This is a genomic window from Vibrio sp. 10N.286.48.C11, from assembly GCF_041469805.1.
Taxonomy (GTDB): domain Bacteria; phylum Pseudomonadota; class Gammaproteobacteria; order Enterobacterales; family Vibrionaceae; genus Vibrio; species Vibrio crassostreae_C.
In genome coordinates this window covers 15,599-36,321 of record NZ_JBFRLK010000063.1, presented here as the reverse complement: position 1 = coordinate 36,321, position 20,723 = coordinate 15,599, and the positions used below count along the sequence as shown (strand labels likewise).

Here is a 20,723-nt window from a genome sequence, read left to right as displayed (position 1 = left end):
TCGCCAGCACTGATCTGCTGACAGGTTCCAATGGTCGCTTAATCAAGATCTTTGGATTGAATTTGTTGTTCTATAAGCAATCGACTACCCGAGATGTGTCGTCGCATTAGCATTTCTGCTAGCTCTTCATCACGATTACGAATCGCTTGTAGGATGTATTTGTGTTCATCGAGCGCCTCTTTTGGTCGAGACTGAGCCCTAGGCGATTGATAGCGATACATGCGTAATAGGTGATAAAGCTCATCACACAGCAGCGAAATGAGTTTGCTGTTACGACTCGCTTTGATAATGCGGTAATGGAAATCAAAATCCCCATGTTGATGAAAGTAAGAAGAACCTTCGACTTCATCGATGTGCTTTGAGTGTGTCGACAATAATCCTTCAAGCCCGATAAGCTCTTCTTGTGTAATATGTCGCGCTGCTAAGCGAGCCGCCATGCCTTCCAATGCCTCTCGCACCGCGTAAAGCTCTAGCAGTTTGTCTGCAGAAAAAGTAATAACTCGCGCACCAACATGTGGAATACGTTCTATCAGGCCAAGTCCTTCCACACGCATTATCGCTTCACGTAATGGACCTCGACTTACCTCGAAGCGTTTAGCCAGTTCAGGCTCCGAGATCTTACTGCCCGGTGCTAATTCACCGTTAACAATCGCCTCAACGAGGTACTCAGTCAGATTTTCCGACTTGGTGTTTTCTTTGTCGCTCACACGTGTTTTCGTGTTTGCACTTAAGGTGAGATCTTTTATCGCAGTATTCATATTCACGCTGCTCACTTCTGATTGCCGACCCTAACTGTCAACAATTTCATAACATGAACATAAAATACACGATTAAATTGTCGACAATCAAGCAAATTGTCGACAATTTAGACTAAGGTAGTACTTTCTATAGGCGATAAAAACTTACTTAAAAGGACACTAAAAACAATTCAACCACTTGTTATTTATCGATTTAAGCAAAGAAAGAGCCGCTAAACCCTTCCCTACCCTAAAATCACTCGAAACCAATGTGTCGACAACTTATAGACAGACTTGACAAACGCAGAGCACTTTGTGTCGATCTACCTGTTCACCGATAAACAGATATAAAAAAGGCGCACTCATGTGCGCCTTTCATTCATAGACCCCGTTCTAACAAGCCACCTTTACTCAAGCAATCTGACGAGTAACATCTAGGTATTTGCTGATATCAACGAAATCAATTTGTTCCGGCTTCAGATACTCTTCTGCATAACGCAGGTGAGTGCCGCTGGTTAAGAACAATCTAAACAGTTCGATATCGAGATGCTCGTCCAATGCCATTTTATACATGATGTCGACAGCAACACTGATTGGCTTAGCCTTCTTATAAGGCCTATCTGCAGCGGTTAATGCCTCAAAAATATCAGAGATCACCAGAATACGTTCTGGGATTGAGAGGTCATCACCAGTCAGCTTCCTTGGATACCCTGTACCTTTAAGTGTTTCATGGTGAGTTGAAGCGTAGCGAGGAACACGACTTAGCTCTTTCGGGAATGGCAGGTTCTCAAGCATCTTAATCGTGCCAAGCATGTGCTCGTTTATCTTAAATCTATCTTCAGCAGTCAATGTACCGCGTGCAATACTCAGATTGTAGACTTCGCCTAGGTTGTATAAGTGCTCAGGCACATCCATTTTAATTTGATGTTTCGGGTCAAATTCTAACGGCCTATCTCTTTTCACTATGTGCTCTGGCTTATCACTCAAAAGTGGTTCTGTGGCTGGTAAACTTGAACTCGGCTCTCGATTCATTGCCTCTATCGGTGATAGACCAAGTTGATCATCAAAGTGACGCGTCCAGGTCGTCTCAGCTATCGAGCGAATACGAGTGACTTTGTCATCACTCATGAACTCACCACCAACGTTCGACGTAGCGATAAAGGCAAAGTCATCTTGTAGCTGCTGCTTCGTTGCCGTAAGTTCATCGGCTATCAGTTGCGTTGATAGCGTACCATCAAGTTGTTTTCTCAAAGCGGTGATTTCCGCATCACGCCAAAGTACTTCAAATCGAGTTCTCACCTCGTGGATTCGGTTGTAGTTCGCTTCTAACTTCGTACCTTTATCGACGATGTGTTCCGGTGTCGTGATCTTGCCACAATCATGAAGCCAAGCCGCAATTCTAAACTCACGGCGTTCGTCATCATTTTTAAACTCAAAGTCTTTGAAGTGCTCAGACTGCGATTGTTCCGCCGCGTCAGCCAGCATCAAGCCGAGTTCTGGTACACGATTACAATGCCCTGCCGTATAAGCGGACTTATCATCGATCGCTTGAGCGATGAGCTTGATAAACGACTCAACAAACGCCTCTTGCATCTGTTCATGTCGTTTAATCTCCATAGCCATATCTTTTACAGCAACAGATAATTCCCACACTTCTTTGATTCGAGTATCAAGAATTGTCACGTTGTCATAATCACGCAGCTTAACCTTATGAGTCTCTTCCTCTAATTGGCGAATTGGATGCACTATCGGCGCACCAAAAACCCAAGCAATAGGCAACGTCAAACTCATCAGTAACACCGTTACACCAACAGAGGTTGCTAGACGTTTATTGACTGTACTGAAGACTTCAGATTCGGGAATCAATACCGCAAAATACTCAGAGTAGTGTTCGCCCGTGTCTATTTTCTTTAAATAGAGATGCTTGATCTCGCCATTCAACTCTACCCTTACCATACTGCCTTCAACCGTTGCTTCCTTAGTCAAATCATAAAGTTCAGTATAAGGAACCGTCGTATTCGTATTAAAGCCGGTATCATGCAGCCACTTTTTCGCTAAGGCATCAAGTTGTTCACCACTTAACTTACTGATAGCTTGATCAATGATTGGGAGCAATTGTTTATGCTTGCTCTGCAGCACCAAATGGAATTGGTTTGAGTAGTTCTGTTTTAGATCTTCTAGAGTCCCATTGACAACAAGGCCTGGCTGGAAAAACCTATCTAATGCAAACGAGAGTACGGGTTCTGCTTCTAAGAAAGCAAAGTTCTCTTCGCTTTCAATTGAATTAAATGCAGACTCTAGGTTTTCAAATTCAACTAAATCAATGTTCGGAAAATCCTCTCTCAACTTAGGAATAATTGACCACCCAGATAAAATGGCAACTTTTTTACCCTCAAGCTCGGCATAATTAGTGACAACCTTCGCGCCGACCCTTGTCACGATAGAAAATGGCAATTCATAAATTGGAGTCGTGTATAGGCCATCTATGCCATTATTTTTATAATGTTGAACCGATTGCAGGCCATCAATACTTCCTTCTTGAAACTTACTGACAAGCTCGCCCCAAGAGAAACCATTAACAAATTCAAACCTGATCCCTGTCATCTCACCAATCATTTTAAGAAGGTCTATCGCATAGCCGTTTGGTTTTCCCGCCACTGAAAAGTCCATCGGCCCCCAATCATTTTGATTAGACACTAACAGCGGAGGGGTATCGTTAATCAAGGCTTGCTGCTCAGACGATAGCATCAATGTTGATACATCAAACTCCGATTCCTGATTGTTAACCTTGAGGTTAGACGCAATAATATTACCCGATTTCGAATATAAGAAAGACTCAACCTTACTGTCTTCTGCTAAGCCAAGCGCCGTACCTGATAGTTTGCTAGCTAAAGAAGACAACACAATATCAATACCAATCACATGTTGAACTTCAGATTCGATTTTCGAATCAAACGCTAAAGAATAAGTTTGCCCGGTAATTTGTAAATGCTGGAAAAGATATGGCTGAGTTTTTTCGACCGACTGAACATTGGCAGAAACATACCAAGGCCTGGTTGTTGGAAGGTAGTTGCTCTGCTCCGTAGTTGAGTTTCTTAGCGTAAACTCTTGGTCAAAATATTTCGTCGTACGGACGCGCTCCTCCCCTATATTATGAATCTCAACCACAACCCAACGGTCCTTTTGTTGTGCACCGATTTTTTCTCTAACGACAGGGGCAGATTCTAGATTAATAATTTGGAAGAAGTTTTCATTAGACGAGCCAATGTAAATACTATAAAAGAGAGGGTTATCTTTAATTGCTTCTGAAAGAATAGTACGCGACTCTTCTTTCGATATTTTGTTACTTATAGAACGTTTCACTGAAGAAAGTAAACGCGCGGTATTGGCTGCGTCAGAATCAACCGCGCCGATATAGTTACTCAGCTCTTGGGACACCATCGTCAACTTTGATAGGGTATTCTCAGTCGCCATTTTTTTACTGAAGTAATATTGCAGTGAAACCGCAACAACAGCGGTAAGAAATGTCGCGAGTAAAAACATTCCTCCAACAGTAAATCGTAACGAAATTTTTTTGTCTGTCATTATTCGATCCTTGAATAACCACTAGCTCAGAAATGTAACGTGCCAGCTATAATCATATTATTACAGTAGCACTGCACACCTAGCAACATATTATTCTATATATTAAAGAGCGCCTCTCCATATCACTCTTTGTGTCGCAATAAGTACCCTCTTTAATGATACACAGCAGTATAAAGCGACCAACAATCAAAAAAATGTTCACATAAACTCAAGAAAAACCTAGTTATTATTGCTAGAAGAATCCTACAGCCACGTCCCCGTGAACTTTATGAACAATATTAATCCAATGTTCTTTATTCTCAATATCGCCGCATTACAGACATTTCGTTAACACACCGTTAACTTTAACGTCATCTACTAAGCAATACCCTATTCGTGTATTTAGTAGCTGGATATAAAACATAAGTTTCTCTCCATTGAAGAGATCCCCTACATAAGGAACGTGAACCATGTTCAAGGCACTGAAACCTACTCTTGCGGCTTCTATTATCGCAGCAACCTTTTCTTTCAACACTTTTGCTGCTGACGTAGAAAAAATCCACTTCCTAATCCCTGGCGGCGCTGGTGGCGGTTGGGATATGACAGCTCGTGGTACGGGTGATGTATTGGTGAAATCAGACATCGTAGAAAATGTCTCTTTCCAAAACCTTTCTGGTGGTGGCGGCGGTAAAGCGATTGCTCACCTAATCGAGACGGCTCAACGCCAAGAAGACACGCTAATGGTGAACTCAACGCCTATCGTTGTTCGTTCACTAACGGGGATCTTCCCACAATCATTCCGCGACCTAACTCCTGTAGCAGCAACCATTGCCGATTACGGTGCAATCGTCGCGTCTGCGGATTCTAAGTACAACACTTGGGAAGACGTCGTTAAAGAATTCGAAACCAACCCACGTAAAGTGAAAATTGCTGGTGGTTCAGCTCGTGGCAGCATGGACCACCTTGTGGTTGCGGCAGCGTTCAAAGGCGAAGGTTTTGATGCTAAAAAAGTACGTTACATTGCCTACGATGCTGGCGGTAAAGCAATGGCGGCTCTATTATCTGGCGAAACACAACTGCTTTCGACAGGCCTTGGTGAAGTGCTAGAGATGTCTAAATCAGGCCAAGTAAAAGTATTGGCAGTAACGGCACCAAAACGTCTTGATGCGGCACCTAATATCCCAACACTGACTGAGTACGGCAACGAAACCGTATTCGCTAACTGGCGTGGTTTCTTTGCAGCACCTGGCACAAGCCAAGCGAAGATCGACGAGTGGAATGTAGCGCTTGGCAAAATGTACAAAACCGATGAGTGGCAAGTGGTTCGTGACCGTAACGGTTGGATCGACAACTACAAAGCTGACAAAGATTTTTACGCCTTCCTAGAAGATCAAGAAAAACAGATGGGCGACCTAATGCGTGAGCTTGGTTTCTTGAAATAACCAACAACCATAGAGGGCTTATGTGCCCTCTTACTCTTTCCTTGTTTCGCCGTGCATGAGTTAACTTCAAACTCCTTTGTTTATTCGTAGACGTATTACTAACGCTTGCCGATTCGTTGTAAACGCAAGTGGCTGATAAACCAGTACCGTAATTCGCTTACCTTTGGTTAGTGATCCCAGACATTCATTGACTCGCTCATGTACGGCTTTTTTACTTTTTATACCACCCCAAATGGAGTTGGATATGTCGGACTTACCAACCAAATTTCTGAGTAAGGAATCTTTGCTTTCGAAGGATCGCATCGGAGCCATGCTCTTTATGCTTGCATGTTTATGCTATGGCTACCAAACCACGCTGATTCCTCTGTTCCCCGGTGACGAGTACGAACCCTTCACAGCAAGAACCTTACCTATCCTGCTAACGTTTATCGGCATTGGCCTTTCGTTGATCCTGCTTATAACCGGACAGCCGGATAAAAAAGTTACATGCGACACTAAGCCGCTGAACTGGAAACTGCTTATTGGCTTCTTGGTGTTAATGGCTCTGTACGGTGTTGGACTGACTTATCTTGGCTTTGTTTTAGCAACCAGCTTCTTCTTACTTGCAGGCTTTTACCTACTGGGTGAGCGCCGCAAAGCTGTCTTATTTGGCGCGTCGTTTCCTTTCGTTATCGCGTTCTTTCTTTTATTAACTCAAGGCTTAGATATCTACCTAGAGCCTGGTTTAATCTTCACTCTTTGGTAGGGATAACATTATGTTAGACGGAATTTTACAAGGACTTTCTACCGCTGTGATGCCAATGAACATCATGATGGTAATTGTGGGCTGTTTCGTGGGTACCTTCATCGGTATGCTACCGGGGTTAGGTCCAATTTCAGCAATCGCGTTGATGATCCCTATTACATACGGCCTAGACCCTTCTTCTGGCCTAATCTTGATGGCTGGTGTGTATTACGGCGCTGTATTTGGTGGCTCCACGTCATCCATCTTAATCAATGCTCCGGGTTGTTCTTCAACGGTAGTAACCGCGTTTGACGGCTACCCGATGGCTCAAAAAGGCCAAGCAGGTAAAGCACTTGCTCTCGCGGCTTACTCTTCTTTCACTGGCGGTACGCTGTCAGCAATCATGCTTTTGATTGCCGCACCGGCTCTAGCAAGCGTGTCACTGAGCTTCCAGTCTTCAGACTACTTTGCGTTGATGCTATTAGGTTTATCGGCAGTAGCGGCGTTTGCGGGCCCAGGTCAGGTAATCAAGGCATGGATGATGACTATTCTTGGTTTGATGCTATCAACTGTAGGTATCGACAAAGGTGTTGGCGTTGAACGGTTCACTTTTGGCCTTACGGATCTGATGGATGGCTTTAGCTTCCTATTATTAGCGATGGCAACATTCGCACTGGGTGAAACCTTGATGGGTATTCTAAAACCAGAGCAAGACACCAGCGCGGAAGAAAGCCAAAAGATGTCGGATATTGGTAGCATGAAGGTCACCAAAGAAGAGTTCAAAGAAGTGGCACCAGTTTCAATTCGATCTTCTATTCTCGGTTTCTTTACCGGTGTTCTACCGGGCGCAGGTGCCACTATTGCGGCATTCCTAAGCTACGGTATGGAGCGTAGCCTCGCGCCAAAAGACAAGCAGAAAGAGTTCGGTAAAGGCAGTATCCGTGGTCTTGTTGCTCCTGAATCAGCAAACAACGCCGCTTCAAGTGGTTCATTCGTTCCGCTACTAACGCTGGGTATTCCGGGCTCTGGTACAACTGCGATTATGCTTGGTGCATTGATTGCCTACGGTATTCAGCCTGGTCCTCGCTTGTTCGTTGAACACCCAGATGTATTTTGGTCAGTGATCATTTCTATGTACTTTGGCAACATCGTACTGGTTATCTTAAACCTGCCTTTAATCCCTTATATTTCTAAACTGCTAGCGGTACCTAGAACGGTTCTACTGCCAATGATTATCTTCTTCTCAATCACTGGCGTGTACTTGGTGTCATTCAACACGATGGACGTATTTGTGATGCTACTGGTAGCGATGGCTGCGATAGCATTAAGGCTAGCCAACTTCCCATTGGCACCATTACTGTTAGGCTTCATATTGGGCGGCTTGATGGAAGAGAACTTAAGACGAGCATTGATGATCAGCGATGGTGAGTTGAACTTCTTATGGGAACGCCCTATTACGATGACCTTCACTATTCTGGCGGTATTGGTGCTGTCTAGCCCGATTCTAGTGAAACTATTTAAGAGTTTTAGAGCGAAGCCAGTAGAAGTGTAAAGCTTTATCGAATCAACTAAACCTCAACGAAAGGAGCCATTGGCTCCTTTTTTCATTTAAAGCCTCAATTAAAACCAGCGGTTAAAGATGGTAGCAAACTCACAAACCTATCTTTACAACACACATGGCGCTGATATTCATAACAAATTCAAGTAAGGTAACCAGTTAGTTAACGTATTGGATTCTAAAACTATGGATTGGTTGATTCTATTCTTATCAGGGGTGGTTGGCGGTGTGCTTAACTCCATTGCGGGTGGCGGCAGCTTCATCACTTTCCCTGCTTTGTTATTTGCTGGCGTTCCACCAATAGCAGCCAACGCGACCAATACCTTTGCTTCGTGTGCTGGATACATTAGCGGAGCCTACGCTCTGCGCCACGAAATTCAATCTGGTACTAAGCAGCTAAAACTGACTATAGCTTTATGTGTGATTGGCGGTGGTATCGGGGCATTTTTACTGCTGCACACACCAGAAGCTCTGTTCACTCAATCTGTCCCTTGGCTGTTGCTGTATGCTGCTCTGCTTTTCACGTTTGGCGGCACGCTCAATAAATGGCTTAAACAAGCTACAGCAAAACATAAGCACGCCACTAGCGCAGGCGCATTCTTTTCCGCTTTATTACTTTTGATTGTCTGTATCTACGGTGGGTATTTTAATGCAGGTTTGGGCATTGTGACATTGAGCTATTTGGCGCTGGCTGGTTACACCAACATCAACGTGATGAATGGCATCAAACTGCTCGTGTCCGCGTGTGCTTCCCTCGCAGCGATCGTGTTTTTTATCGTAAATGGTTCGATTAATTGGCCGTCTGGCATGGCTGTATTATTGGGTACATTGGTTGGTGGTTATTATTCAGCAAAAGTCTCTCGCCGCATCCCACAACAATATGTTCGTAATACAGTGATCATCGCGAGTTTCTTAATCACCGCTTACTTTTTCTATAATAACTAGGTTTTATGCTAAGTCGGTTTGACACTAATTAAACCCGAAACTGAATCTAATTCTAACTGGAAAACACAGCGGGAAAGCTGACTCTCGCATTACCTATCTCGCTATTTTATTACTTATAAAATAACCGTGTCGATATGTGTGAGACGAGTCCTTTAATTAGTAAATTTGATAACAATTTAGACTGTTTTTTAGCCTTTATTTTTCCAAGGGTGGGATACTTCTCCTGTCGAAAGTGAGACTTCATTAGGAGGCGTTATGAACATTAAACTCGGTCATGTCATGTCATCAAGTCGACTCATTTGCTTTGTCGCTTTTCTTGCTGCCACATTCGCGTGGATCCTAAAAATGCCCGCTCTGTTTTCTGTGTCAGCGCTATTCTTACTTATCAGTGCAATCGTTTATGTCACCGATCTTTGGAAGAATCAAAGAAAGAACCGCGAAGCTTAGCCATTTACGGTTTAAATCGAACGAATTAAAAAAGGAGCTCATAGGCTCCTTTTGTGTTTTTCGCTTATCTAATTAGCCGTGCTAATCGCCGACGCCTTATTTAGCGACGGTTCTTTCTAGCGACGTCTTCTTGTTAACGACGGAAATTACGACCGTTACCGCCACGGCGCTCTTTAAATGCAGACGCAGCTTTAGCTTGAGAGGCATGGATAGACTCAACCGTTAGTTCCATCGGCTCACGAGGCTCTAGCCCATGGCGGAATGTACGTGAACGCGGAGGCATCTGGTATTCGATGTCCGATGCTTTAGGCATGCGCTTGAAACGGTAAAGGTAGAAGTTTTCAACCTTCTCACGAGCCCATTCGGTTTTCTTCAGGTATTTAACTGCGCTTGCCACTGTAGGCTTAGTGTTAAAGCAGTTCATACGCATTGCCGCATCTAAAATTTCCCAACCATAATGATCCACTAATTCAGTGATCATGGTTTCAAGCTTTAAGCCGTGTAGCGGGTTATTTTGTTGCAGTTCGATTCTTTCTTCTTCAGTCATAACATTACCTTTTTCAAGGCAACTAAAGGCCTTGAATTTACTCTAGAACACCGTCATCACTGACCATTTCTAGCTCAATCACTTGGGCATTACATCCATTGCCCTTATTTATGCCTTTATGATGGCATAAAGCATACTCGTTATCCTATTTATCTTTGAAATTAATTTCGAATTGGTCACTTAATACCCTACCTTAGCTCGCTATACAGACTAAGACATTCTGTGAACAAAATTTCCCCTTAAAGATTATGAGACTGGTTTAACTTAACAAAACCTACGGTAACCGTATGCAAAAGCCATATATTTAGTGATGACATTAAAGTTTTTCAGTACGCAGTATTACATTTTAATAACACAGTGCTATGGTTTTATTGAATATCGAAACGGTAAAAAACCCGATTAAACAGTAGCATAATTATAATTAAAGGTTGGCTTGCCACATGTTTGACTACTCCCATTTCAGTAGAGCAGCGGCCCAAGACAAAGACATCGTCGCCATAGTCGATGATCTCTTCTAGCTAGCTCGTGAACACTACCCCATATTATCTCGGCTATCCGTGGTGCTGTGCAGTGAAAATAAAGCATCGAATTATTTTGTATCGGATTCACTGTGCCAAAACGCCAAGCATCATTACATCGAACAGGAGATCAAACCCAACTCTGCGTTGAGTCGTCTGGCTGAATCATTGGAAACAAGAATTGTTGATGACCTCTCTTTGATGAATCCGACTAAACAAATCTCTCATCTACTCGAGCTTGGTCACCAAAGTAGCTATACCACTCCAATCCACTACCAAGAGAGTAACCTTGGGTTCGTTTTCATCAACGCCTCATGCACTGACTTTTTTGCTAAGCAGACAATACAAAGCGACATCGCCTACCTCACCCAAGCGATTTCGAACCTGTTTGTGCAACTCTTCGAACGCCAGAGACATTTTCAGTCCTCATTAGCCATCGCCCTAAACATGGGGCACGCACGCGATCCTGAAACCAAAGAGCATCTGATTCGCATGGGAAAATACAGCGAACAGCTCGCACGTACGCTTTCGCACAGTAACAATGAGATTACCCACCAATTCGTTCACCGCATTCGCTTGTATGCCCCGTTTCACGACATAGGGAAGTACCGAATCCCAGACAAAGTGCTCTTCAGTACTGAGCGTTTTTCGGAAGAAGAAAGAAACATCATGAACAATCACACGATATATGGCGAAGAGATGATTGATGACGTGGTTGCCCTTTCCCACCACAGCTCAATGTGTAGCGAAGAAGTTCAGTTCATCAAGAATATTGTACGTCACCATCATGAACGGTTTGATGGCTCAGGGTTGCCAGATGCGCTCGTTGGAGAAGCGATTCCACTGGAGGCAAGAATTGTAACGCTAGCGGATGTGTTCGATGCTTTACTGAGTAAACGAGCTTATAAACACGCATGGTCAGCATCTAAGGTAATGGACTACATTGAAGCGCATACAGGGTTGATGTTTGATCCAGAGTGCGTCTCTGCGCTGAAGCAAAACCTTGATTACTTCATGTCGATACGAGAGCAATACAGTGATATGCAAAGTCCACAAGCTGCACTCGCTTAACGGGTTGTATTAAATTTGCTGTCTGTGACTCTCTTGCAGAACCAACAAAAAAGGATGCCAGTTGGCATCCTTTTGTTTTCTAGTTTACAGCTAATAAGAACAACAAGGTTCTTAACTGATTCTAACTAACGATTATACGTCGTAAGTTGTAGAAGCAGTATCGCCGCCTGTACCAGTCCAGTTTGTGTGGAAGAATTCACCACGTGGACGGTCAGTACGCTCGTAAGTGTGAGCACCGAAGTAGTCACGTTGAGCTTGAAGCAGGTTCGCTGGTAGACGTGCAGTTGTGTAACCGTCTAGGAAAGATAGCGCAGAAATCGTACATGGCATTGGGATACCAGACTCTAGAGATTTCGCTGCTACTTTACGCCATGCTACTAAGCTGCCTTGTAGGATGTTTTTGAAGTACTCGTCAGAACCTAGGAACGCGATGTCTGGGTTTGCTTCGTACGCATCACGGATGTTGCCTAGGAATGCAGAACGGATGATACAACCACCACGCCACATTAGTGCTACGTTACCGTAGTTTAGGTCCCAACCGTTTTCGTTTGATGCTTCACGCATTAGCATGAAACCTTGAGCGTAAGAGATGATCTTAGAAGCCAGTAGAGCTTGACGTAGTGCATCAACCCACTCTTGCTTGTCGCCTTCAACTGGAGTGATTGTCTTCTCAAACAAAGCTTCAGCTTCAACACGTTGGTCTTTAAGAGCAGACAGGCAACGAGAGAATACAGACTCAGAGATTAGAGTTAGTGGGATACCTAGGTCTAGTGCGTTGATACCAGTCCACTTACCAGTACCTTTTTGGCCTGCAGTGTCTAGGATCTTCTCAACTAGCGCTTCACCGTCTTCATCTTTGTAGCCAAGGATGTCAGCAGTGATTTCAACTAGGTAGCTGTCTAGCTCAGTCTTGTTCCAGTCAGCAAATACTGCTTGCATCTCGTCAGCAGACATACCTAGGCCATCTTTCATGAACTGGTATGCTTCAGTGATAAGCTGCATGTCACCGTATTCGATGCCGTTGTGTACCATCTTAACGAAGTGACCAGCACCGTCGTTACCAACCCAGTCACAACAAGGCTCGCCAGCGTCAGTTTTTGCAGAGATACCTTGGAAGATTGGCTTAACCGCTTCCCAAGCTTCAGCCGCGCCACCTGGCATGATTGAAGGACCGAAACGAGCACCTTCTTCACCACCAGATACACCAGTACCGATGAAGTGGATGCCTTTCTCACGACAATGCGCTACACGACGGTTAGTGTCAGGGTAGTTAGTGTTACCACCATCAATGATGATGTCGCCTTCGTCTAGAAGTGGGATTAGGTTTTCGATGAACGTGTCTACAACGTCACCAGCACGAACCATAAGCATCACTTTACGTGGCGCTTCTAGCTTTTCAACTAGCTCTTCTAGAGAGTAAGCACCAACAATGTTAGTACCTTTAGCTGGGCCTTCTAGGAACTCGTCTACTTTCGCAGCAGTACGGTTGTGAGCCACAACTTTGAAGCCGTGGTCGTTCATGTTTAGGATAAGGTTCTGACCCATTACTGCTAGGCCAATTACACCGATATCACCTTTCATTATTTATATCTCCTTGCGGCTATTCGCACTTATGCGATAGCACTTGCTGCATTTGAATCTAGGAACCACTCTGTCTCGCCAGTTTTAGACTGGATTTTCGCTGCCGGGTAAGGCAGTTCTGAAGCAGGAGTAGTATGAATTTCTTTAACAATCTCAACTTTACCTGCACCCAGTACTAGGTAGCTGATTCGTTTTGCTGCTTCTAAAACTTTTGCGGTTTTAGAAACACGGATTTGACCAGACTCAGGGTGAGAAGCCAGTACAGACAGGTTCTCATCTTGGTAGTTGGTTGCACCCGGGAATAGTGAAGCTGTGTGGCCATCAGCGCCAACACCTAGCAGAATCCAATCGAAAACTGGCGTGCCGTTTTCTGTTGGGATTACGTCTGCCATCTCTTTTGCGAAACGCTCTGCTTCTGCTTTAGGTTCATCTTCACCACGGATGCGGTGGATGTTTTCAGCAGGAAGGTTCACTTGAGTAAACTCTTTTAGTTTTGAAAATAAGAGCGCGTTTGCTTCACCGAAGTTGCTTTCAGCGTCGTCTGGTGCCACGCAACGTTCGTCGCCCCACCAGAAGTGAAGGTTATTCCATTGAATACCTTCTGCGTATGGTGCTTGAGCTAGAAGCTTGAAAAGCATTTTTGGCGTGCTGCCACCAGACAATGAAATGTGAACAGGTTTACCCTTCTCGCTGTACGCTTTCATTTCGTTTGCTAGAGTTTCAACAACCAATTCTGGCGTTGCAAAGATCTTGTGATTGATCATAGTTCGCAGTAATCCGTGTCTGTTAAGTTTTTGCATGGGAAACGCCATGCGCGGCCATCACGTTGCAGAAGTTCATCCGCTTCCTGTGGGCCCCAAGTACCACAAGCATAGCCAAACAGTGCTTGAGGATCTTGCTTGAAGTCTAAGATTGGTTGAACGTACTTCCAACACGCTTCTACTGCATCGGTACGTGCAAACAGAGTTGCATCACCGTTTAGTGCATCAAGAAGAAGACGCTCATAAGCCGTTAGCATTTGAGTTTCAGGCAAGTCAGAGTAAGAGAAGTTCATTTTCACTTCTTTTGCTTTGAAGCCTGCGCCCGGCTCTTTCAAGCCAAAGCTCATCTGAATACCTTCGTCCGGTTGGATACGGATAATCAGTTTGTTCTCTGGTGCATCTTGACCAAATACTGGGTGTGGCGTGTTCTTAAAGTGAATCACGATTTCCGTTACTCGCGTTGGTAAGCGTTTACCTGTACGAACGTAGAAAGGAACACCATTCCAGCGCCAGTTATTGATGTGCGCTTTAAGACCAATGTACGTTTCAGTACGAGAATCGTCTGCTACACCCGGCTCTTCACGATAACCAAGCAAGTGCTGGCCGCGAACGTCTGAAGCTGTGTACTGACCAAGAACGAGATCTTTACGTAGGTCATCTTCCTCAAGAGGTTTCAGACACTGAAGTACTTTAACCACTTCGTCACGAATAGAATCAGCATTGATTTGAGCAGGTGGCTCCATACCAACCATCGCTAACACTTGTAGCAGGTGGTTTTGGAACATGTCACGAACTGCACCAGAACCGTCGTAGTATCCGCCACGCTCTTCAACGCCAAGGAACTCAGCACCTGTGATTTCAACGTATTCAATGAAGTTACGGTTCCACAGTGGTTCAAACATCGCGTTTGAGAAACGAAGCACTAGAAGGTTTTGAACCGTCTCTTTACCAAGGTAATGGTCGATACGGTAGATCTGGTGTTCTTGGAAGTGATGATGGATCTCTTCATCCAACGCTTGAGCTGATGCTAAGTCGTAACCAAATGGTTTTTCGATGATCAGACGACGCCAGCCGTTCGATTCATCGTTAAGGCCATGCGCAGCAAGGTTTGCTGGGATAACACCGTATAGGCTTGGCGGCGTTGCCAAGTAGAACAGAGTGTTATGGTTTTCGAATTGGTAGTCTTGCTCAAGCTTGTCTAGACGTTGTGCTAAACGAGCATAGTCGTCTACATCTGAAGTGTTGATCGCTTGGTAATGCAGATGTTCAATAAATGCATTCAGCGTCTCAGGTTCAGTTTTTTCCATTTCCTGAAGAGACTTCTTCAGCTTCTCACGGTAAGACTCATCGCTGTACTCAGTACGGCTCACTCCAAGAATCGCAAAGGATTCTGGTAGTTGATTGCTAGCATACAGGTGGTATAGAGCAGGAATTAACTTGCGGTAAGTTAGATCTCCCGACGCACCAAAAATAACGATGCTGCTGTTTTCAGGTATTACCATCATCTTTCCTATAAAAACAAGGTTTTTAGTATTCGCCAAAGGTATCAGCGACATACGAAAATAGATAATAGGTCTTAACTATTACATCAATAGTAAGCACCTATTAAATTTGAGAATGCGTTTGGTAAACGAGGGTGAAAGCTATCACCTCTATTCGGGACAGTATTGTCTATGACTATTTGATTTACATCAACCACTGTGAAAGCAATCGATTAAATATTGACTCATTTCGAACAAATTCTAATCGATAGTTCCATTCATTTGATCCGAGGGAGATGCAAATCGGCATTCTCAAACAGTGTAGTCAAGAAAGAACGGTATCTGGTCGGTGGAGTGAGCAATGAGAAAGGGAGAGAAAGGTAAAACCAGCTTATTCAACTGGCTTTATATTTATCTTGATGGTGTCGTGTTTATCTTTGCGCTTTGTTGTAGCAGCGCTCCGGGCGACCTACGGTACCGTAATTTAAGTCCGCGACTAACTCACCAGTGGTAATCAAAAATTCTAAATAGCGTCTGGCGGTGGTTCGGCTAGCACCAATTCGTTCTCCGGCTTCATCGGCGGTAATATTCACGGCATCAGCTTGCTGAAAAATGGCTCTGATCTTATCCAACGTTACGCCATCAATGCCTTTGGGTAAGGTGGATACTTTTCCAGAGTCCGCTTTGGCATTGGCTTGCAGCATCTTATCAACCAAACCTTGATTCAAATCCGACACACTTTCAAACTCTTGCTGTTGAGATTGATACTTTTTCAGTGCCGCTTCCAAGCGAGGGAACATCACTGGTTTCAATAGATAATCGACCACTCCACCACGCATTGCTTGCTGCAGCGTATCCACATCTCGAGCAGCAGTAATCAAGATAACATCGCAGCCTTGATTGCTCCCTCTTACGTGATTAAGAATATCGAGCCCACAACCGTCCGGCAGATACACATCCAATAACACCAAATCCGGTTTTAAGATGTCCAGTTGCATCAGCGCTTCAGACTGTGTGGTGGCAATGCCGAGCACGTCAAAGCCACCCATCTGTTCTAAATAACGATGGTGTAGCTCTGCAATCGCAATATCATCCTCAATGACCATGACTCTCGTGATTGCGTTCATTTATGTTCTTCCTTTAACCATGCTTTTTCCGTCACGATGATCTTCATAAGATCGCTTCGTGCTTAATTATTATTGTTCTTCTTTTGGCAGATAAACCGTCATTCGCGTGCCAAAATCGTGGTTGTCGACCATTTCAAGCTGCCCTTGATATCGGTCTGCCAACTGCTTTATCAGATACAAACCCACACCACGATTTTGCTTCGCTTTGCTCGATACGCCTTTTTCGGTAAGTGCTTTGGTTGCCAACTCTTTCGGCAAACCACACCCTTTGTCTTCTACTTCTACGATAATTTCATTACCAAAATCACTGATTGAAACTTCAATAACCCGACGCGCTGGCGCAATTTGACCCTCTTGCTTAATCGCCGTCATGGTGGCGTCAAAGGCGTTATCAATCAGGTTGCCAAGAATTGTGACAACGTCATCCGCGTTTAACCAGCTAGGCAGAGCTTCAAGCCTTGAGCCTTCTTCAACTTTAAGCTCTAAACCAATTTCTCGCGCGCGCTCCGTCTTCCCAAGGAGCATACCTGCAATGAGCGGGTCTTTAACGGTTTCACGCAAGAACTCGATCAAGCTTTGATAGTGCGCGGTTTCTTGGCCAATCAGTTGCTGTACTGAATCCAACTCGCCCATCTGGATCAAGCCGCTAATGGTGTTGAGCTTGTTTTGATGCTCATGGGTTTGTGAACGCAGTAGATCTGCATATTCTTTGGTTTGTGAGAGCTGGTCTGTTAAATCGTTGATTTCATCGCGTAATCGGAAACTCGATACCGCCCCGACCACCTCACCAGCCACTATAATCGGGCTGCGGTTGGCAATAATTCGCTTATTGTTCAAATACAATTCAACATCGTGGTCAGTGTCGCCCGTTGATAGCAGTTGTTCTAAATCACTGCCTGGCAATACATCAGAAAGGCGCTGTTGGTTGAGTGCTTTATCCCTGTCTATCGATAAAATATCGCAGGCACTTTTATTAATAGAACGTAAAATGCCGTGCTTATCGATGCTCAGAATGCCCTCTTTCACGGTACTCATGGTTACATCTAGCTCAACATACAGTCGGCCTATCTCTTCAGGTTCAAAGCCTAAAATAGCGCGTTGAAAACGGCGAGATACATAACTCGAAATCAAAGCGTTGACCGCAACCACCAGCAACGCCATCACAATCAAAAAGGCTAAATAAGGTTCGATTCGATCTTGTAAAGAATCCAGTAAGTAACCAACTGACACCACCCCAATAACGGTACCTTGAGTGTCTTTTACCGCGGATTTACCACGAACTGAGAAACCCAGCGATCCCTTGGCGGTCGACACATAAGACTCGCCCAATACCAATGCTTTTTGGTTATCGCCACCACGCATGGGTTTACCGAGCCTGTCATCGTAAGGGTGAATCAGGCGGATACCTTTATCATCTCCAACAACGATAAACGCCGCGCCAATGAGCTGAGTAAGGTTACGAAATTTAACTTGGGTTTCTTCAGACAAAACGTAGGGAACGCCATTAGGGTCCAACGTTCCATTTTCTTGAATAATGCTGGTGACAAGTGGCGATTCAGATAGAAATTCAGCAACACCTAACGCTTTCAAACCCATCTCTTGTTCTTGAGATTGTTTGATGTAGTAAAAACCAGCCGCTGCAAGAATCAAAAGTTCAACGAGGCCAGTGACCGTCATGATAATCAGTAACCTTTTACGGAAACTGATACTGCTCCATTTCATATTCCACCGTCCCTAGTGTTAGACGATCAATGTTAACACCAAGTTAATCGCATGACCTTTCTAGGGACGTGAATTTGTGACTGCTACTCAACTAAATAATTGAGCAGATTGTTAATTGATAATCCTTTACGTTGTTCATCTCGATTAATCGTTCACTTTTAGAACGGATTAGCTTAAAAACCAAAATAAACGAATAAATATTGAGCTAGATCACTAGGCTTTTAGGTGTTTTTTAGGTTGTTTAAAATAAATACAATTATAATGGTTGCATATGAAGGAGTTTATTGTTGCCAAGCTATACGTTGCAATTTTAAGACTGCGCTTTAAACCGGATTTTTGGTTAACAGAAAGGCAACAACTCTTCACTCGCTGGACGTATCGATAAGTAAAAGTTACTCGTTCGCCGTTACGAATGATGGACAAACGGATTAAGTATTCTCCCATATTCATCTATCGCTATTTCAAACTCGGCTAGCCAGACAACGAAGAGGTGACTGATAAAAGCAGCACCCAATAATAAAGCATTGATGAGCAGGAAGTATCGATCAGTGGCAACGTCCAATAGAAACAGGATAACAAACATAACGTATAAACATTGTTGAAAAGGAAACAAGGCAATGAAACGCGATAACTTTGGAATTTGTCTTACTAAGACTATGCTGTTCAAACACTTACAATCGACTTTTACTCACGTAAGAGCCTATGAGAAAGATGGTACCTCCCCACTCGATCTCAAGGTATTGTTAGCATTCCCGCAAATGTCAGGTAGAGATTTATTACAAACAATGCAAGGTTCAAGACAATTGGTATGGCGCGCCGATCACCATTGTCCTAGCTTTAAATAAGCCACTTCATTTTGTAAAAACACTTCTATACTGAACTTAAAGAGCACGCTTCTGCGTGCTTTTTAAGTTTCATTTATCTTTGATATTCACGTCACTCAATCTTATTTACACTTGATTAACGAGTTATGAGAGTTTCTATTCATATGAGACAATCTATCCAAGACAAATGACTATCGCCCTGTTAACATTAGAGTTAATACTCTAATTGGTATTTAATGCAGATGACCAAACCAAAATTCCGATACCTTGCGATCGCCAGTATGCTTCTCGGCACTATCGCTTCGCCAGGCTACGCAGCTCCGCTCACTTTTTCTGAAGCGTGGCAAATATTGCAAGAAAACAACAACTCACTTGCAGCTCAACAAGCCAACGTTGAACGTTATCAACACCTTCAGAACTCAACAAGTAGCCTTAATCTACCTTCTATTACCTTAGGGGCTAACTACACGCACCTTGATAGTGACGTAACTATCAATGGTGAACAGTTTGCCGACAGCTTAAGCGGCGTAGATCCAGCACTTGCTCCCTTCTTAGCTCAGTTAGGTGGTGTTACCTCAACGATTACCGAGCAAGATATCTTCAGCTCTTCTATTCGCGCAGTGTGGCCCATTTTTACAGGTGGTCGAATTACCGCAGCACAAACAGCAGCTGAAGGTAAAAGTGAAGAAGCGCAAAGCCAACTCTTAATGGAGAAACAAGCTCGCTACGAAGACTTAAGTAAGTATTACTTCTCGGTGATCTTAGCGGAAGACGTCGTGAGAACGCGTCAAGCCGTTGAAGCAGGCTTAACTCAACATCGAGATTTCGCCATCAAGCTTGAACAGCAAGGTCAAATCGCCCGAGTAGAACGCCTACAAGCCGATGCTTCTTTAGATAAAGCGATTGTAGAGCGTACGAAAGCTCAGAACGATCTTAAAATTGCTCAATTGGCGTTGACTCAGATCCTTGGTCAGAGTGAAAGTGTAGAACCCTCTGAACAACTGTTTATCAATAAGAACCTGCCTCATATGGACGTGTTCATTGACCAGACACTCATGACCTATCCCGGCCTTAAGATTCTTGATGCAAAAGAGAAACAAGCAAGCAGCTTAATTAAAGCCGAGAAAGGTAAATACTACCCAGAAGTTTATCTTTATGGTGATTACAGCCTGTATGAAGATGACTCTCTAGCCAGTGAAATGAAACCCGATTGGCTGGTTGGCATCGGTGTGAATGTGCCACTGCTTGACACTTCAGGCCGTTCCGACAAAGTCGCCGCCGCTCACAGTGCCGTATCACAGGTTCAATTCCTTAAATCACAAGCTAAGCAAGACTTAACCGTGTTGGTACAAAAGACTTACCTTGAAGCAAACCAAGCGATTGAAGAGGTTCAAGGCCTAAACTCTAGCTTGTCTTTGGCTCAGGAAAATCTATTGCTTCGTAAAAAAGCCTTCACACAAGGTCTCTCTAACTCATTAGAAGTGGTTGATGCAGAACTCTATCTTGCGAGTATTAAAACCCAGCAATCTGCTGCTCGCTTCAAATACCTAATCTCTCTCAACAAGCTGTTAGCGCTAACTAGCGAGATGAATGCTTACTCAAGTTACTTAACCTCTTCTGTTCCGTCTGATTTCGACTCAAAAACAGACACCGATAGCCAGTCAAAAGGATAAT

At 44.0% G+C, this 20,723-nt stretch carries 15 protein-coding genes and 1 pseudogene; 8 read left to right on the top strand and 8 right to left on the bottom strand.

The features are described 5' to 3' along the window. Positions 1-38 precede the first annotated feature (38 nt). Positions 39-758, bottom strand: coding sequence for a GntR family transcriptional regulator (locus AB4209_RS16365; RefSeq protein WP_017071741.1), 720 nt, complete (start codon positions 756-758; stop codon positions 39-41). Between the two features lie 390 nt (positions 759-1,148). Then, the gene (locus AB4209_RS16360; protein ID WP_372056492.1) at positions 1,149-4,322 is read right to left on the bottom strand and encodes an HD domain-containing phosphohydrolase; all 3,174 of its coding nucleotides are present in this window, start codon (positions 4,320-4,322) and stop codon (positions 1,149-1,151) included. A gap of 449 nt (positions 4,323-4,771) precedes the next feature. Here AB4209_RS16360 and AB4209_RS16355 point away from each other — a divergent pair, with 449 nt between their 5' ends. The 5 genes from AB4209_RS16355 to AB4209_RS16335 all read left to right on the top strand — a co-directional run bounded on the left by AB4209_RS16355 (position 4,772) and on the right by AB4209_RS16335 (position 9,417). After that, positions 4,772-5,743, top strand: coding sequence for a tripartite tricarboxylate transporter substrate binding protein (locus AB4209_RS16355; protein WP_004733595.1), 972 nt, complete (start codon positions 4,772-4,774; stop codon positions 5,741-5,743). Positions 5,744-5,987: 244 nt separating this feature from the next. After that, positions 5,988-6,488, top strand: a complete 501-nt coding sequence (locus tag AB4209_RS16350) for a tripartite tricarboxylate transporter TctB family protein (protein ID WP_372056490.1) — start codon at positions 5,988-5,990, stop codon at positions 6,486-6,488. 10 nt (positions 6,489-6,498) lie between these two features. Then, positions 6,499-8,019: a tripartite tricarboxylate transporter permease gene (locus AB4209_RS16345; protein ID WP_012603793.1), complete on the top strand. Its 1,521-nt coding sequence runs from the start codon at positions 6,499-6,501 to the stop codon at positions 8,017-8,019. A 192-nt stretch (positions 8,020-8,211) separates the two neighbouring features. Then, positions 8,212-8,970 (top strand): sulfite exporter TauE/SafE family protein, encoded by a 759-nt coding sequence (locus AB4209_RS16340; protein WP_017062287.1) that lies wholly within the window; start codon positions 8,212-8,214, stop codon positions 8,968-8,970. Positions 8,971-9,225: 255 nt separating this feature from the next. After that, entirely contained in the window at positions 9,226-9,417 is a 192-nt protein-coding gene (locus AB4209_RS16335; RefSeq protein WP_017066914.1) for a hypothetical protein, read from the top strand. Positions 9,418-9,550: 133 nt separating this feature from the next. Here the strand turns inward: AB4209_RS16335 and AB4209_RS16330 are convergent, their stop codons facing one another. Then, positions 9,551-9,964 carry a VF530 family DNA-binding protein gene (locus tag AB4209_RS16330; protein WP_010438513.1) on the bottom strand — a complete coding sequence of 138 codons (414 nt, stop codon included), beginning with the start codon at positions 9,962-9,964 and terminating at the stop codon, positions 9,551-9,553. Between the two features lie 428 nt (positions 9,965-10,392). On the opposite strand from AB4209_RS16330, the pseudogene AB4209_RS16325 reads away from it, so the two are divergent. Beyond that, positions 10,393-11,553: pseudogene (locus tag AB4209_RS16325) on the top strand (HD-GYP domain-containing protein). A 132-nt stretch (positions 11,554-11,685) separates the two neighbouring features. On the opposite strand, the gene gnd reads toward AB4209_RS16325, so the two are convergent. The 5 genes from gnd to AB4209_RS16300 form a co-directional block, all read right to left on the bottom strand. Next, positions 11,686-13,134 carry a decarboxylating NADP(+)-dependent phosphogluconate dehydrogenase gene (gene gnd, locus AB4209_RS16320; protein ID WP_017059712.1) on the bottom strand — a complete coding sequence of 483 codons (1,449 nt, stop codon included), beginning with the start codon at positions 13,132-13,134 and terminating at the stop codon, positions 11,686-11,688. A 29-nt stretch (positions 13,135-13,163) separates the two neighbouring features. Next, positions 13,164-13,898 carry a 6-phosphogluconolactonase gene (gene pgl, locus AB4209_RS16315; protein ID WP_372056503.1) on the bottom strand — a complete coding sequence of 245 codons (735 nt, stop codon included), beginning with the start codon at positions 13,896-13,898 and terminating at the stop codon, positions 13,164-13,166. After that, complete coding sequence (gene zwf, locus AB4209_RS16310; protein ID WP_170963357.1) at positions 13,895-15,397, bottom strand: glucose-6-phosphate dehydrogenase; 1,503 nt, start codon at positions 15,395-15,397, stop codon at positions 13,895-13,897. The genes pgl and zwf overlap by 4 nt, the downstream gene beginning before the upstream one ends. Before the next feature lie 410 nt (positions 15,398-15,807). Further along, entirely contained in the window at positions 15,808-16,503 is a 696-nt protein-coding gene (locus AB4209_RS16305; RefSeq protein ID WP_372056488.1) for a response regulator, read from the bottom strand. A gap of 69 nt (positions 16,504-16,572) precedes the next feature. Beyond that, positions 16,573-18,225, bottom strand: a complete 1,653-nt coding sequence (locus AB4209_RS16300) for a sensor histidine kinase (protein ID WP_032545674.1) — start codon at positions 18,223-18,225, stop codon at positions 16,573-16,575. 617 nt (positions 18,226-18,842) lie between these two features. On the opposite strand from AB4209_RS16300, the gene AB4209_RS16295 reads away from it, so the two are divergent. Next, positions 18,843-19,070, top strand: coding sequence for a hypothetical protein (locus tag AB4209_RS16295; RefSeq protein WP_009846577.1), 228 nt, complete (start codon positions 18,843-18,845; stop codon positions 19,068-19,070). A 215-nt stretch (positions 19,071-19,285) separates the two neighbouring features. Further along, positions 19,286-20,722 carry a TolC family protein gene (locus AB4209_RS16290; protein ID WP_372056486.1) on the top strand — a complete coding sequence of 479 codons (1,437 nt, stop codon included), beginning with the start codon at positions 19,286-19,288 and terminating at the stop codon, positions 20,720-20,722. Position 20,723 lies beyond the last annotated feature (1 nt).